Annotated in this window: 12 protein-coding genes; 6 read left to right on the top strand and 6 right to left on the bottom strand. The window is 71.1% G+C overall.

The window, feature by feature from the left end:
- Positions 1-31: 31 nt before the first annotated feature.
- Positions 32-832 carry a TetR/AcrR family transcriptional regulator gene (locus ACIBSV_RS48530; RefSeq protein ID WP_395874062.1) on the top strand — a complete coding sequence of 267 codons (801 nt, stop codon included), beginning with the start codon at positions 32-34 and terminating at the stop codon, positions 830-832.
- A 361-nt stretch (positions 833-1,193) separates the two neighbouring features.
- Positions 1,194-2,507 carry a DUF445 domain-containing protein gene (locus ACIBSV_RS48525; protein WP_395874060.1) on the top strand — a complete coding sequence of 438 codons (1,314 nt, stop codon included), beginning with the start codon at positions 1,194-1,196 and terminating at the stop codon, positions 2,505-2,507.
- Positions 2,508-2,645: 138 nt separating this feature from the next.
- On the opposite strand, the gene ACIBSV_RS48520 is transcribed toward ACIBSV_RS48525, so the two are convergent.
- The 6 genes from ACIBSV_RS48520 to ACIBSV_RS48495 form a co-directional block, all read right to left on the bottom strand.
- Positions 2,646-4,250 (bottom strand): acyl-CoA synthetase, encoded by a 1,605-nt coding sequence (locus ACIBSV_RS48520; RefSeq protein ID WP_395874058.1) that lies wholly within the window; start codon positions 4,248-4,250, stop codon positions 2,646-2,648.
- A gap of 447 nt (positions 4,251-4,697) precedes the next feature.
- Positions 4,698-5,498 carry a crotonase/enoyl-CoA hydratase family protein gene (locus ACIBSV_RS48515; RefSeq protein ID WP_395874056.1) on the bottom strand — a complete coding sequence of 267 codons (801 nt, stop codon included), beginning with the start codon at positions 5,496-5,498 and terminating at the stop codon, positions 4,698-4,700.
- Positions 5,499-5,573: 75 nt separating this feature from the next.
- The gene (locus tag ACIBSV_RS48510; RefSeq protein WP_395874054.1) at positions 5,574-6,701 is read right to left on the bottom strand and encodes an acyl-CoA dehydrogenase family protein; all 1,128 of its coding nucleotides are present in this window, start codon (positions 6,699-6,701) and stop codon (positions 5,574-5,576) included.
- A 33-nt stretch (positions 6,702-6,734) separates the two neighbouring features.
- Positions 6,735-7,925, bottom strand: a complete 1,191-nt coding sequence (locus ACIBSV_RS48505) for an acyl-CoA dehydrogenase family protein (protein WP_395874052.1) — start codon at positions 7,923-7,925, stop codon at positions 6,735-6,737.
- A gap of 112 nt (positions 7,926-8,037) precedes the next feature.
- On the bottom strand, positions 8,038-10,266 hold the full coding sequence (locus tag ACIBSV_RS48500; RefSeq protein WP_395874050.1) for an acyl-CoA dehydrogenase: 2,229 nt from the start codon (positions 10,264-10,266) through the stop codon (positions 8,038-8,040).
- Between the two features lie 241 nt (positions 10,267-10,507).
- Positions 10,508-11,002, bottom strand: coding sequence for a pyridoxamine 5'-phosphate oxidase family protein (locus tag ACIBSV_RS48495; protein WP_395874048.1), 495 nt, complete (start codon positions 11,000-11,002; stop codon positions 10,508-10,510).
- 154 nt (positions 11,003-11,156) lie between these two features.
- Between ACIBSV_RS48495 and ACIBSV_RS48490 the strand changes: the two genes are divergently transcribed.
- The 4 genes from ACIBSV_RS48490 to ACIBSV_RS48475 all read left to right on the top strand — a co-directional run bounded on the left by ACIBSV_RS48490 (position 11,157) and on the right by ACIBSV_RS48475 (position 13,403).
- Positions 11,157-11,972: an SDR family NAD(P)-dependent oxidoreductase gene (locus tag ACIBSV_RS48490; protein WP_395874046.1), complete on the top strand. Its 816-nt coding sequence runs from the start codon at positions 11,157-11,159 to the stop codon at positions 11,970-11,972.
- 102 nt (positions 11,973-12,074) lie between these two features.
- The gene (locus ACIBSV_RS48485; protein WP_395874044.1) at positions 12,075-12,227 is read left to right on the top strand and encodes a hypothetical protein; all 153 of its coding nucleotides are present in this window, start codon (positions 12,075-12,077) and stop codon (positions 12,225-12,227) included.
- The gene (locus ACIBSV_RS48480) at positions 12,211-12,486 is read left to right on the top strand and encodes a PIN domain-containing protein (protein WP_395874042.1); all 276 of its coding nucleotides are present in this window, start codon (positions 12,211-12,213) and stop codon (positions 12,484-12,486) included. Before ACIBSV_RS48485 ends, ACIBSV_RS48480 begins: the two co-directional genes overlap by 17 nt.
- A 59-nt stretch (positions 12,487-12,545) precedes the next feature.
- Entirely contained in the window at positions 12,546-13,403 is an 858-nt protein-coding gene (locus ACIBSV_RS48475; RefSeq protein ID WP_395874040.1) for a 3-hydroxybutyryl-CoA dehydrogenase, read from the top strand.
- The last annotated feature ends 137 nt before the right edge of the window (positions 13,404-13,540 follow it).

Genomic DNA, 13,540 nt, shown 5'->3' with positions numbered 1-13,540 from the left:
ACGGTGTTCCGTCAACGCGTATACTCGGGGCATGGCGAAATCCCCCGGCGAGTCGCGCCCATCCACCCCTGCCGCTCCGGTCAGCCGGCGCACCCGCCCGGCGAAGGCCGCGCTCAGTGCGGACGCGCTCGTGTCCGCCGCGCTCGCGATCCTGGACGCGGACGGCCTGGAGGCGGTGACGATGCGTCGGGTCGCGCAGGCGCTGGACACCGGCGCCGCGTCGCTGTACGTGTACGTGGCGAACCGGGACGAGCTGCTCGCGTTGGTCTACGACCGAGTGCTCGGCGAGATCCCGCTGCCCGCCGTCGCGCCGGTCGGCGAGCCGTTCCCGCACTGGCGCGCGGAGTTGGGCACGCTGATCAGGGAGGCGATCACCGTGCTCGGCGCCCATCGCGGCATCGCGACCGTGGCCCTGGGGGACGTACCGACCGGCCCCAACGCGCTCGCGCTCGCCGAGGCGATCCTGGGCCTGCTGGCCGGCGCGGGCATCGACGACCTCACCCGCTCACTCGCGCTCGACCTGATCAACCTGCACATCACGGCCGCGGGGGCCGAGGAGTCGGCGTACGTCGACAAGGGCGCCGAGGGGCAGACCGAGGAGAGCGCGGTCGCCGCGATGGACGAGGCGTTCGGCCGACTCTCCGCGACGGACTACCCCCACCTGGTCGCCATGCGCAAATCCCTCACCCAGGTCTCCGGCGACGACCGCGACACGTGGGCGATCGAGGTCCTGTTGAACGGCATCCTCGCCACCCCGGCCCCCGACCGACCGACCACCTCGTCCGACGGGTCGCTCGCGGCGCGCCGACCCCGCGCCGCGAGCGACCGGTGAACTGCCCGACCCCTGCGAGCGCTCCGTGGTGTCCTCATACGCGCCCGCACGGCTCGGCTCGACACCGGATTCGCCGGGAGCGGCCCGGGTCCGCTGCGTCGATCGAACGCTCAGGCCACGTGAAAGGACATGTCGCCGATGTTCACGGTCACGTCGAGGCGACCGCCCAGACGGCCGCATAGGAGCGCAGCGTCTCCAGCTGCACGAGAAGGCAGATCTCCCATGACACCCACCGAATATAATCTTTGGCCCACATTTGTGAGGCCGGTGCGCACACATGACCGTGAGTCGAGTCGCGCGGGACGGCGCGGATCGGTGTCGAAGGGCCCGGGGGCGCGGGCAGATGATCACAATGGGCGTCATGGTTGATCTCGCCGAGTCCTCGTCGCCCGCTCCACGCCGTCCGGATCCGGGCGGCGTGGTTCGTACCGCGTCGGAGCTGGAGAAGCTCCGGGGTGTGCGCCGGATGAAGGTGATCGCCACCGGGTTCCTGGTGTTCGCGACCGTGTTGTACATCCTCGCGCGGTGGGCCGAGGCGCGCGGTGCGGGCGCGTGGGCCGGATATGTGCAGGCCGCCGCGGAGGCCGGGATGGTCGGCGCGATGGCCGACTGGTTCGCGGTGACCGCGCTGTTCCGCCGCCCGCTCGGACTGCCGATCCCGCATACCGCGATCATCCCGACCCGCAAGGACGCGCTGGGGCACAATCTCGGCGAGTTCGTCGGGGAGAACTTCCTCTCCGACTCGGTGGTACGGCAACGACTGAGCCGGATGGAGGTGTCCCGGCGGGCCGGCACCTGGCTGGCCGCTCCCGGGCACGCCGAGCGGGTGACCGACCAACTGGGCGCGCTGGCCCGCGCGGCACTGACCGTGCTGCGCGACGAGGACGTGCAGAGCGTGTTCGGACAGGCGATCACCCGTCGGGTGTCCGCGCAGGCCGTCGCCCAGCCGATCGGCGAACTGCTCGACCGGCTGGTCCGCGACGGCGCGCACCGGGGCCTGGTCGACCTGGTCGCGGTGAAGGCGCACGACTGGCTGGAGCAACATCGCGAGGCCGTCCTGCGAGTGGTCAACGAGGAGTCGCCGGGCTGGTCGCCGCGCTTTCTCGACCGGCAGATCGCCAACAAGGTGCATCGCGAACTGGTCCGGTTCGCGGGCGCGGTGCGGGACGACCCGGAGCACCCGGCCCGACTCGCGGTGGACAACTTCCTCGCCGAGGTGGCCCGCGACCTCCAGCACGATCCGCAGATGATCGCCCAGATAGAGGGGTTGCGGGACCGCACCATCGCGCACCCGGCGGTCCAGGAGTTGATCGCGTCGGTGTGGGGCGCCGCGCGCGCCATGCTCGTCGAGGCCACCGAGGACCCGAACAGCGAACTGCGCAACCGGGTCACCGCGGCCGTGCGCTCGCTGGCCGGTCGGCTCGCCGAGGACGCGCGCGTGCGCGACAAGGCCGATCGGTGGATCGAGCAGGCCGCCGCGTACGTGGTGACCACCTACCGCGACGAGATCACCGCGTTGATCACCGACACCGTCGGCGCCTGGGACCCGAAGGAGACCAGCCGCAAGATCGAGATCAACGTCGGACGCGACCTGCAGTTCATCCGGATCAACGGCACCGTCGTGGGCGCACTCGTCGGCCTGCTGATCCACACCCTGACCCAGGTATTGAGCTGACCCGAGGTGCTCGACCGCGGGCCCGGGTCGGCCGAGCACCCGGTTGCCCGGCCGACCCGGGCCCGGTTCCGCGTACGGCATCGCACCCGACCCGCCTGCCTGCCCCGCCTGCCTGCCGACCGCGCCCGATCCACCCGCCTACCCGGACAGTTCCTCCGCGCGTGCCTTCGCCGCCCGCAGGTCCACCTTGCCCGCCGCCGTGCGCGGGATCGATTCGACGAAATGGATGCGCTTGGGCGTCTTGTATCCGGCGATCCGGGTCCGGGCGTGCGCGGTGATCGCCTCCGGCGTCGGGTCGGTGCCCTCGCGCACCACCACGAGCGCGGTGACCGCCTGGCCGAAGCGCGGGTCCGAAACGCCCACCACGACCGCGTCGAACACGTCGGCGTGCGACTTCAACACGTTCTCCACCTCGTCCGGATAGACCTTCTCGCCACCGGTGTTGATCGTCGCGCTGCCACGCCCGAGCAGGGTGATGCCGCCGTCCTCCTCCAGCAACGCGAAGTCGCCGGGCAGCACCCAGCGGCGCCCGGCCGCGTCCCGGACGAAGGTGGCCCGGGTCTTCTCGTCGTCGCCGTGGTAGGCGAGCGGGATGTGTCCGCTGACGGCCAGTCGGCCGACGTCGCCCGAGCCCGGCTTCACCGGCACCAGTCGGTCGTCGAGCACGGTCGTGGTGTCCGAGGAGGCGAACCGCGTGGCGGCGCCGACCGCGCCGGTCTGCCGCATGGCGGCGCCGGTCTCGGACGCGCCGAAGCTGTCGATCACGAAGATGCCGGTCTGTTCCAGCGCGGTGCGCACCGAAGCGCTCATCGGCGCGCCGCCGTTGCTGATCGCCTTGAGCGCGGACAGGTCGTGGGTGTCCGGGTTGGCCGCGAGCCAGTCCGCCAGCGGCCGGCCCATGCCGTCGCCGACCACCGCCATCGACAACGCCCGCTCGCGCGACGCGAGCGCCATCACGGCGTCCGGGTCGAAGGCCCGGCCGGTCCACATCAGGTACGTGTTGCCCATGTAGAAGGTGTTCCACATCGACCACTGCCCGCCGCCGTGCATCATCGGCGCCAGGCCCAGCGTGGTCAGCCCCGCCGACTCCCGGACCGTGTCCCCCAGTTCGTCGGGCCTGGCCAACTTCGGCCGGCCGCCGCGACCGGCCTGGAGGGCCGCGAAGAAGATGTCCTCGCCGCGCCACAGCACACACTTGGGCATGCCGGTGGTGCCGCCCGTGTACAGGCCGTACAGGTCGTCCGCGGTGCGCGCGTCGAAGTCGCGGGCGGGCGAGGCCGCCGCGAGCGCGTCCTCGTAGCCGACGGTGTCCTGGGTCGGTTCGGTCGAGCCGTCCTCCAGGATCAGCACGTGCCGCAGCGCCGGGAAGTCCGCCCGGATCGCCGTGGTGGGACCGGCGAACGAGCGCTCGGCGACCACCGCGACCATGCCCGAGTTCTCGTACAGGTAGCGCAGTTCCGCCTCGACATAGCGGTAGTTGATGTTGATCGGCACGGCGCGCGCCTTGTGGCAGCCGATCATCGCCTCGACCCACTCCGCACGGTTCCACGCGTGGATCCCGACGAACTCGCCCGGCCGGATCCCGACCCCGAGCAGGTGGTGCGCGAACCGGTTCGCCCGCTCGTCGAGTTGACGGTACGTCAGTCGGACCTCGCCCGCGATCAAGGCGGTGCGGTCGGGAATCGCGTCCACCACGATCTCGAAGAGATCGGCGAGGTTGAACGACGGGCTGACGGGCGTCATGGTCGGCTCCCACGGCGGATGAACGGATGCTTCCGAAGCCGGATCCGAGGCACGGATCCGATCCGGATCGAAGCAGGGATGGGCCAACTTACCCTTGACTCGATCAAAAGAATAGGTTCGCCACGGCCGCCCGACACCACCCGCGCGGGCCCCGCCCGACGGCAGCGCGGCCCCCCGTCCGGCCGGGCCGACTCCGGACACGATCCGGCGAAGACCGCCCGGAACGTCCCCTTCCGGCGGAAGCTTCTCGCGACCGCTCGGCGTGCCGGCTCGGTCGAAATCGCCCGGGACATCCGCGCCCGCCGGGCTCCGGAATCGGGCCGAGATTTCCCCGTCATCCGACGCAACCCGGGTGAGCTCGCGCGCGTGAACATGATGAGGACCCGCCGGGGGATTGCCGTCCCTGACCCGGCGGGCCCGTTCATGCCGAAGTCTTCCGATGGCACATCACGTGCCCTTGAACTCCGGAGTCTTCTTCTCCGCGAAGGCTCGCGGACCGATCTTGGCGTCGTCGCTCATGAATACCCGCATTCCGATCTGCGACTCCAGCTTGAACGCATCTTCCTCGGTCAACTGGTCGGTTTCACGCAGAACGCGCAGGACCGCCTGAACGGCGATCGGACCGTTGGCGGCGATCTGGTGGGCGATCTCCTTCGCCTTCTCCAGCGCGCCGCCGTCCGGCACGACGTGTCCGATCAGACCGAGCTCCTTGGCCTCGGGCGCCTTGATGTGGCGGCCCGTGAGCAGCAGGTCGGCGGCGACAGTGTACGGAATCTGGCGGCGCAGGCGCACCGCCGACCCACCGAGCGGGAACAGGCCCCAGCGGACCTCGGAAACGCCGAAGCGCGCCGACTCGCCGGCGACCCGGATGTCGGTGGCCTGGAGGATCTCGGTGCCGCCCGCGATGGCGGGGCCCTCGATCGCGGCGATCAGGGGCTTGGTGAGGGTGAAGCCCTTGAGGACCCACTTCATCACGGACATGTCCATGGCCGGCTTGCCTTCGCCGCCCTTGAACGCGTCACCGGGCGCACGCCGACTCATCGCCTTGAGGTCGGCGCCCGCGCAGAACGCGCCGCCGGCACCGGTGAGGATGGCGACCCGGATCTCCGGGTTGTCGTTGACCTCGTCCCAGGCGGCCTCCAGGATCTCGATCATCTCGCCGGTGACCGCGTTGCGGGCCTCGGGCCGGTTCATCGTGATGATCAGGACGTGGCCGTCCCGCTCGACCAGGGCGTGGGGTTCGCTCATGTCTGTTCGTCTCCAGGAATCACAGGGGTGCGGCGCCGGCGCGGCGGCGCCGAAGGCGTGCTCGGGAAAACCGGGTCAGGCGAACTCGCCCGCGGCGGTCGCGGCGAAGCCGGCGCCGATCCGCAGCGCCTGCTCGGTCGCGCCGCCGAGCGAGAGTTCGAGCTGCTTGGCGTGGTTGAAGTAGCGGTGTACGAAGTGCTCCTCGGCCACGCCCATGCCGCCGTGCACGTGGACCGCGGCGTGCGCGACCCGGTGTCCGCCGTCCGCGGCCCAGAACTTCGCGGTGGCGATCGCCTCGGCCGCGTCCAGCCCCTCGGCCTCCTGCCACGCGGCCTGCCACGTGGTCAGCCGAATGCCCTCGACGTCGATGTACGCGTCGGCCAGGCGGTGCCCGACCGCCTGGAACGAGCCGATCGGGCGCTTGAACTGCACCCGCTCGCTCGCGTACTTCGCGGTCTCGCGCATCGCCTTCTCGGTCACCCCGAGCTGGGTCGCGCACAGCGCCAGGGTGGCCCGGTCGCGCAGGTCGCGAGCCGCGTCGGGGCCGCCCAGCGGGGTGCCCACGGCGTGCTCCAGGGTGACCAGACCGGCGATCTCCTTGGCGGTGGTCAACTGGGGCTCGATCCGGACCCCCTCGGCCTTCGGGTCGACCAGGAACACCCCGCCGTGACCCGCCACGTCCGCGGACACCAGGATCAGGTCGGCCACGGTCGCGACCGGCACCCCGGTCTTGACCCCGTCCAGGTGCCAGACCCCGTCCGTGCGCACCGCCTTGGTGGCGGGCGCGGCGCCGTCCCGACCGAACGGCTCGGCGAGCGCGTAGGTCAGGATCCGCGAGCCGTCCACGGCGCCCGGCAGCCAGGCCGCCTTCTGCTCGTCCGTACCCATCCGGTTCAGGATCGAGGCGGCGACCGCGATCGAGGGCCCGAACGGCACCGGCGCCAGCGTGCGGCCGATCTGCTCCAGGATCAGGCACTGCTCGAAGACGCCGTAGCCCGAGCCGCCGAACTCCTCGGGCAGCCCGATCCCGAGCAGGTTGGCCTTGGCCAGCTCCGCCCACAGGTCGCGGTCCAAGCGCGGCTCGCCGCCCTCCTCGACCCGCTTGTCCAGCGCGGTGAGCGCCTCGTGGGTGACCCGCTCGCCGAGGATCCGCCCCGCCAGGCCCACCAGGTCCTGCTGTTCTTCCGTGTAACCGAAGTCCATTTCACCTGTCCTTGTCAGCGTGGTGACGGCGGGTCAGCGGGGCGGTCGCGGCAGGCCGAGGCCCAGCATCGCGATCATGTCGCGCTGTACCTCGTTGGTGCCGCCGCCGAAGGTGAGGATGAGCGCGGTGCGGTGCATCTTCTCCAGTCGGCCGCGCAGCAGAGCACCGGGTGAGTCCTGCTGGAGGTAGGCGTCCTCGCCCATGCACTCCATCAGCAGCCGGTATGCCTCGGTGGCGAACTCGGTGCCGAAGATCTTGGTCGCCGAGGCGTCGGCGGGGCCGACCTTGGTGCCGTGGTCGACCGACCAGGCGATCTTCCAGTTGACCAGCTTGAGGAACTCGACCTTGGCGTGCACCCGGCCGAGGTTGGCCTGCACGTGCTCGCGGTCGATCACCCGGGAGCCGTCCGGCAGCACCGTCTGCTCGGCCCAGCGCCGGGTCTCGTGCAGCGCGAGCTGGATGCCCGCGGCCGAACACAGCGCCACCCGCTCGCGGTTGAGCTGGCCGGTGATCAGCTTCCAGCCGCCGTTGAGCTCGCCGACCATCGCGGAAGCGGGCACCCGGACGTTCTCGTAGAACGTCTGCGACGTGGTCTGGCCGCCCATCGTCTTGATCGGGGTCCAGGAGAAGCCCTCGGCGTTCGTGGGCACCAGGAACATGGTCAGGCCCTTGTGCCGCGGCGCGTCGGGGTCGGTGCGCGCGGCCAGCCAGACGTAGTCCGCGACGTGGATCAGCGAGGTCCACATCTTCTGGCCGTTGATGATCCAGTCGTCGCCGTCCCGAACCGCCTTGGTGGTCAGGGCGGCCAGGTCGGTGCCCGCGCCCGGCTCGGAGTAGCCGATCGAGAAGTGCATGTCGCCGGTGAGGATCTTGGGCAGGAAGAAGTCGCGCTGCTCCTGCGTGCCGTACTCCATCAACGTCGGGCCGACGGTGTTGATGGTCAGCAACGGCACCGCCGCGCCGGCCAGGGTGGCCTCGTCGGTGAAGATCAGCTGTTCCAGCATCGTGCGGTCCTGGCCGCCGTATTCCTTGGGCCAGCCGATGCCCAGCCAGCCGTCCTCGCCCATCTGCTTGATGACGCGGCAGTACGCGCCGTCCTTGCCCGTCAGGCTGGTCTCGCCCGCGGCCTGCTCGGCCCGGATCTCCGGGGTCATGATCCGCGCGAAGTACTCGCGCAGTTCCCGCCGCAGGTCCTCCTGCTCGGGTGTGTAGGTGATGTGCACGTGATCTCCCTGGTAGCCGTGGAAAGCACTGACAGCCGGTGGTCGATCGCCGGTTGCCGGGACGCGAAGCCGATCGCCGGGGCCGGCCCGGCGCGGGCGGGGCGCCGTCGGATCAGCCTCTGGGCAGGCCCAGGATGCGTTCGGCGACGACGTTGAGCTGGATCTCCCGGGTGCCGCCACCGAGCAGGACCGCCGGCAGCGAGAGGTAGGCGGTGAGCAGTTCGCCCCCGAGGTCGTCGTGATGGGTGCCGCCCGCGCCGATCCGGTCCAGGCGCGCGGTGACCACGGCCCGCTGGTGTTCGGTGACCGCGAGTTTGAGCACGCTGGAGGCCGCGCCCGGGTTGAGCCCGGACAACTGCTGCAGGGTCGAGCGCAGGGTCAACGCGCGCAGCGCGAAGTGCTCCGCCGCGAAGCCGCCCAGCCGGCTCGCCACCGCGGTATCCGCCCACGCCGCGCCGGTCTCGCCGAGGTCGGCGAGCAGCTTGCCGAACGCCTGCATGCCCGGCCCGCCGGCGATCATCACCCGCTCGTTGGCGAGCGTGGTGCGGGCGATCCGCCAACCCGCGTGCACGTCGCCGACCACCTGGTCGTCGGCCACGAACACGTCGTCGAGATAGACCTCGTTGAACTCCGATTGACCGTTGGACTGCTTGAGCGGGCGCACGTCGATCCCGGGCGTGGCCATGTCCACGATGAAGTACGTGATGCCCTTGTGCTTGGGCGCGTCCGGGTCGGTGCGGGCCAGGCAGATGCCGAAGTGCGCTTCGTGCGCCTTGGAGTTCCACACCTTCTGGCCGTTCAGCCGCCAACCGCCGTCGACCTTGGTCGCCCGGGTGCTCAGCGACGCCAGGTCGGAGCCGGCGCCCGGCTCGCTGAAGAGCTGGCACCAGACGATGTCGCCGCGCAGCGTGGCCGGCACGTAGGCGTCGCGTTGTGCGTCGGTGCCGTGCGCCATGATCGTGGGCAGCGCGAACTCGCCGATGATCGTGCTCGGCGGGGTCAGCCCGATCCGGGCGAACTCCTGCTGGATGACCACCTGTTGGGCGGGGCTCGCGGCGATCCCGTAGGGCTTGGGGTAGTGCGGCGAGACGTAGCCGAGTTCGGCCAGGCGTCGCCGACGGGCGGGTTCGGCGAGGGCGTTCGCCTCGGTCAGGTGCGCGGCCACCTCGGTCCGGAAGGCGGCGATGGCGCCCTCGTCGAGTTCGAGGTCGAAGCGCCGGGTGGGGCCGCCGCCGACGCTCTCCAGCGCGGCCCGGCCGAGTTGTGCGGTCCACTCCCCCGACGGGCCCAGCCACTGGGCCAGGAAGACCGCGCGGCGCCAGTACAGGTGGATGTCGTGTTCCCAGGTGAAGCCGATGCCGCCGAGCATGGTGATGCAGTCCAGCGCGACCTCGCGGGCGAGCGGCAGACAGACCACGGCGGCCTCGGCGGCGGCCAGGCGCAGTTGCTCGTCGGCGTCCTCGGCGGTGTCGTCGGCGGCCCGGGCCGCGTCCCAGGCCGCGGCGGTGGCCAGTTCCAGCCGGGTGAACAAGGTGGCGGCCTTGTGCTTGATCGCCTGGAACGAGCCGACCGCGACGCCGAACTGCTCGCGGATCTTGACGTAGGCGAGCGCGGTCTCGAAGCACCAGCGGGCCACGCCGACCGCCTCGGCGGCGGCGAGCACGGCGGCCAGGTCGCGCACCCGGGCGGTAGTGATGCCGGTCAGCACCTGGGACGCGGTGATCTCCAGGTTGTGCGTGCGCACCCGGGCCACGCCGCGGGCGAGGTCGACCGGGTCCAACGGGGTGACCCGGATGGTCTCCTTGTTGTCGGGCTTGACCACGAACCAGATCTGCTCGTCCCGGCCGGGGTTGGTGTCGGTGCGCGCGCCGAGCAGCAGGTAGTCGGCGCCGACCGCGCCCAGGACCGGTTCGGCGATGCCGTTGATCTCCCAGCCGACCTGGGTCTGATGCGCGGTCAGGCCCGGCGCGACGGCAACCGCGCCGGTGACGCCCTCGGCGAATCGCGGCAGCAGGGCCTTGCCGACCTCGGGCGCGGCGTGCCGGGCCAGGACGGCGCCGGTCAGCACGGTGGACAGGTACGGGCCGGGCAGCAGGCCGCGGCCGGCCTCCTCGAGGGCGACGGCGAGTTCGAGGATGCCCGCGCCGGAGCCGCCGTGCTCCTCGGCGAGGTGGACGGCGGTCAGACCCTGGCCGACCAGGGCGTCCCAGCAGTCCGGGAGGGCGCCGGCGGACAGGTCGTCGGCGGCCCGGCGGGTGGCCTCGATCGAGGCGTGGCGAGCGACGAAACCGGCGACCGATTCCGCGAACGCCCGGTGCTCGGTGGCGAATCCGATCGGCACTGTGTACTCCCTCACCAATACTTGTCTCGATCAAGTAAGCGGACAGGCTACCTGACTGGATCCGGCGTCGCCAGATCCGCGTCCGGCCGGACCGGCTCACCGGCGTCCACACCCACGTGCGCATCGGCGTCCGCACCGCCTCCGCGCCCGGACGCCGCGCCACACACGCCGCACCCACCACACCCGCCGCGCCCGTCGGCGCCTCGGCCGCCGTTCCGTCGCCCGGGTACGGACGCGCCGGTCAGCTCGGGCGCGTGGACGGCAGCCCGAGCTTGCGGTGGTCCCAGGAGACGACACGGTCCGGGACGACCTTGATCACCACGCGCTTGTTCAGCATCATCTCCACGGCCGGGCGCATCTCCTCGGTGTACGGCGCCGCGTAGCGGCCGAACACGCTCACCCCGAGCTCCCAGATCCGCTCCGGCTCCTCGACCACCTCGGCCTTGCCGACGATGGACACGCCGCGCAGTTCCTCGTAGTACTCGCCGGCCTCGACCAGGCACGTGATGGTCGGGTTGCGGCGCACGTTGAGCACCTTCTGCGCACGGGCCTTGCTCTCCAGGCCGACCTCGCCCTCGATGAAGCCGTACCACATGCCGACCGAGTGGATGCTGCCGTCGGCGTTGAGCGTGGACATGGTCATCGAGTGCCGCTCGGCCAGGAAGTCGGCGATCTCCTGCTCGGTCATCCGGACCCGGTCGCGCTGCTTGACGCCGTGTCCCATGTGCTCGCCCATGCCGAACCCCTTCGCTCTCGTTCATCCGGGATTTTTATTGCCTGGGTCAAACATTGCCACGCCGAGAGGATGATTGACAGACCGTCAGTTCCGGTCCGGGCCAACTCCCGAACCATGATTGACAGTGCGTCAGGTCCTGCCTAGCGTCGGCGCCATGACCCGAACCGACGACTCCGAGGTACCCGACTACCCGGCCCGACTCCGACTCGACGGACGCGGCGTGGTCGTGCTCGGCGCGGGCCAGGGCATCGGCCGGCAGACCGCGCACGCGCTCGCCCAGGCGGGCGCGCGGGTGTTCGCGGTGGACCGCGAGCCGGACCTGGCCAAGGACATCGCCGAGGAGGTCGACGGCCTCGCGTGGTCCGGCGACGCCACCTCGCGCGCGGACGTGACCCGGCTGTGGGCCGACGTCGGGGCACGGCTGGGCCGAGCCCACGCGATCGTCGACATCATCGGCATGAGCCGGTACGCCGACCTGCTCTCCACCACCGACGAGGACTGGACCTGGCACCAGGACATCGTGCTCCGGCACGCGCTGCTCGCGCTGCAACTGGGCGGCGCGCACCTGGCCGCGCACGGCGGCGGCGCGATCACCTTCGTCGCCTCGGTCTCCGGCCAGACCGGCGCCCCGATGCACGCGGCCTACGGCGCGGCCAAGGCGGGCCTGATCTCGCTGGTCCGCTCGGCCGCGGTGGAACTGGGCCCCCGCGGCGTCCGGGTCAACGCGGTCGCCCCCGGCGTGGTCTGGACCCCCCGCGTATCGGCCTACCTCGGCGAACCCGGCCGCGCCGCCAACGCCGCCAACGCCCCCCTGCGCGATGTGGCCCTGCCCGCCGACATCGCCGGCCCCCTCCTCTTCCTCACCGGCGACCTGTCCCGCTACATCAGCGGCCAGATCCTGACCGTGGACGGCGCGGTCGGCGCCAAGTTCCCCTACCCACTCCCGGACATGGAGACGGCCCCGCACTGACGACGGCGCACCGTTCTCGCTCCTTCGGGTGCACCAAGATCACGCTCAGGGCGACTTTGTGCTCGGGTTGCCCGAGGAGCACGAGCCCCCGAAGGACCCGCGGTGACCCAGGATCTGTATCTTGCGGACACCTCGGCGCTCGTCCGGTTCTACCGCAAGCAGACCAGCGAAGCATGGCACGAGCCATTCGCGGCCGGACGCGGCGGCTTGTGCGAACCGATCCGGCTCGAGTTTCTGCGTGGCGTGGGTGGATAACGCGGCATACGAAGCGCTCGATCGGTTCACCAGCGAGATGCTGCCCCACTTTCACGTACCGGATTCCGTATGGACGGAAGCCGCGGCGCTGCAACTCCGCCTCGGGGAGAAGTCACAACACGAATGCGCGAGTGTCGTGGATCTCGTGGTCGCGATCACGGCGGCCCGACACAACCTCGTAGTGCTGCACGCGGACCGCGACTTCGACGTCATCGCCGAGCTCACCGGGCAACCTGTCCGGCGCATCGACGCCCGTTGACGCTCACCTGAGAGGATGCCGAGGAGGCTGACGGCAGCAAGTGGAGCGAGGAGTACGCGGTGTCCGATGTACGGCGTGTAGGGGTGGTAGGGGCCGGGCTGATGGGGTCCGGGATCGTCGAGGTCTGTGCGAAGGCCGGGCTGGACGTGTTGGTGGCGGAGACCGGCAAGGCCGCGGCGGAGGCCGGGCAGGCTCGGGTGACCAAGTCGATCGATCGCGGGGTGAAGGCGGGCAAGCTCGCCGAGGCCGATCGGGACGCGGCGCTGGCCCGGATCACCTACACCACCGACCTGGGCGACTTCGCCGACCGGGACATGGTGATCGAGGCCGTGGCCGAGCTCGAAGAGGTCAAGACGCAGATCTTCGCCACGTTGGACAAGGTCGTGGTGCGCGAGGACGCGATCCTGGCGTCGAACACGTCCTCGATCCCGATCATGAAACTCGGCATGGCCACGGCCCGGCCGCAGCAGGTCGTCGGGATCCACTTCTTCAACCCGGTGCCGGTGCAGAAGCTGGTCGAGCTGGTGCCCTCGCTGCTCACCGACGAGCGCACCGCCGCCCGCGCGGAGGCGTTCGCGAGCGAGGTGCTGGGCAAGACGGTGATCCGCTCGCAGGACCGCGCCGGCTTCGTGGTCAACTCGCTGCTCGTGCCCTATCTGCTCTCCGCGATCCGGATGTTCGAGTCCGGTTTCGCGTCGGCGGAGGACATCGACAACGGCATGGTGCTCGGCTGCGCGCACCCGATGGGTCCGCTGCGGCTGACCGACCTGATCGGTCTGGACACGATCAAGGCGGTCGCGGACAGTCTCTACGACGAGTTCAAGGAGCAGCTCTACAGCTCGCCGCCGCTGCTGCTGCGCATGGTCGACGCGGGGCTGCTCGGCAAGAAGAGCGGGCGCGGCTTCTACCAGTACTGAGCCGGCACCCGGAACGCGGCGCCGGGGGGGCCCCCCGGGGGGCCCCCCCCGGCGCCGCCGGCGGGGGACGCGGGGGCGGCCCCGCCCGGTGGGTCACGTCCCCCACCCCCAACCAACCCGGCACCCCCCCCCCCCCC

The sequence above is a fragment of the Embleya sp. NPDC050154 genome (assembly GCF_044460165.1).
Taxonomy (GTDB): Bacteria; Actinomycetota; Actinomycetes; order Streptomycetales; family Streptomycetaceae; genus Embleya.
The sequence above is the reverse complement of the archived record's forward strand: the minus strand, read 5'-3'. Positions and strand labels throughout refer to the sequence as shown.

Bases quoted from the DNA above. Each gene is read 5' to 3' on its own strand.
- ACIBSV_RS48530 (WP_395874062.1), top strand. From the start codon at position 32: ATGGCGAAATCCCCCGGCGAGTCGCGCCCATCCACCCCTGCCGCTCCG.
- ACIBSV_RS48525 (WP_395874060.1), top strand. From the start codon at position 1,194: ATGGTTGATCTCGCCGAGTCCTCGTCGCCCGCTCCACGCCGTCCGGAT.
- ACIBSV_RS48520 (WP_395874058.1), bottom strand. From the start codon at position 4,250: ATGACGCCCGTCAGCCCGTCGTTCAACCTCGCCGATCTCTTCGAGATC.
- ACIBSV_RS48515 (WP_395874056.1), bottom strand. From the start codon at position 5,498: ATGAGCGAACCCCACGCCCTGGTCGAGCGGGACGGCCACGTCCTGATC.
- ACIBSV_RS48510 (WP_395874054.1), bottom strand. From the start codon at position 6,701: ATGGACTTCGGTTACACGGAAGAACAGCAGGACCTGGTGGGCCTGGCG.
- ACIBSV_RS48495 (WP_395874048.1), bottom strand. From the start codon at position 11,002: ATGGGCGAGCACATGGGACACGGCGTCAAGCAGCGCGACCGGGTCCGG.
- ACIBSV_RS48490 (WP_395874046.1), top strand. From the start codon at position 11,157: ATGACCCGAACCGACGACTCCGAGGTACCCGACTACCCGGCCCGACTC.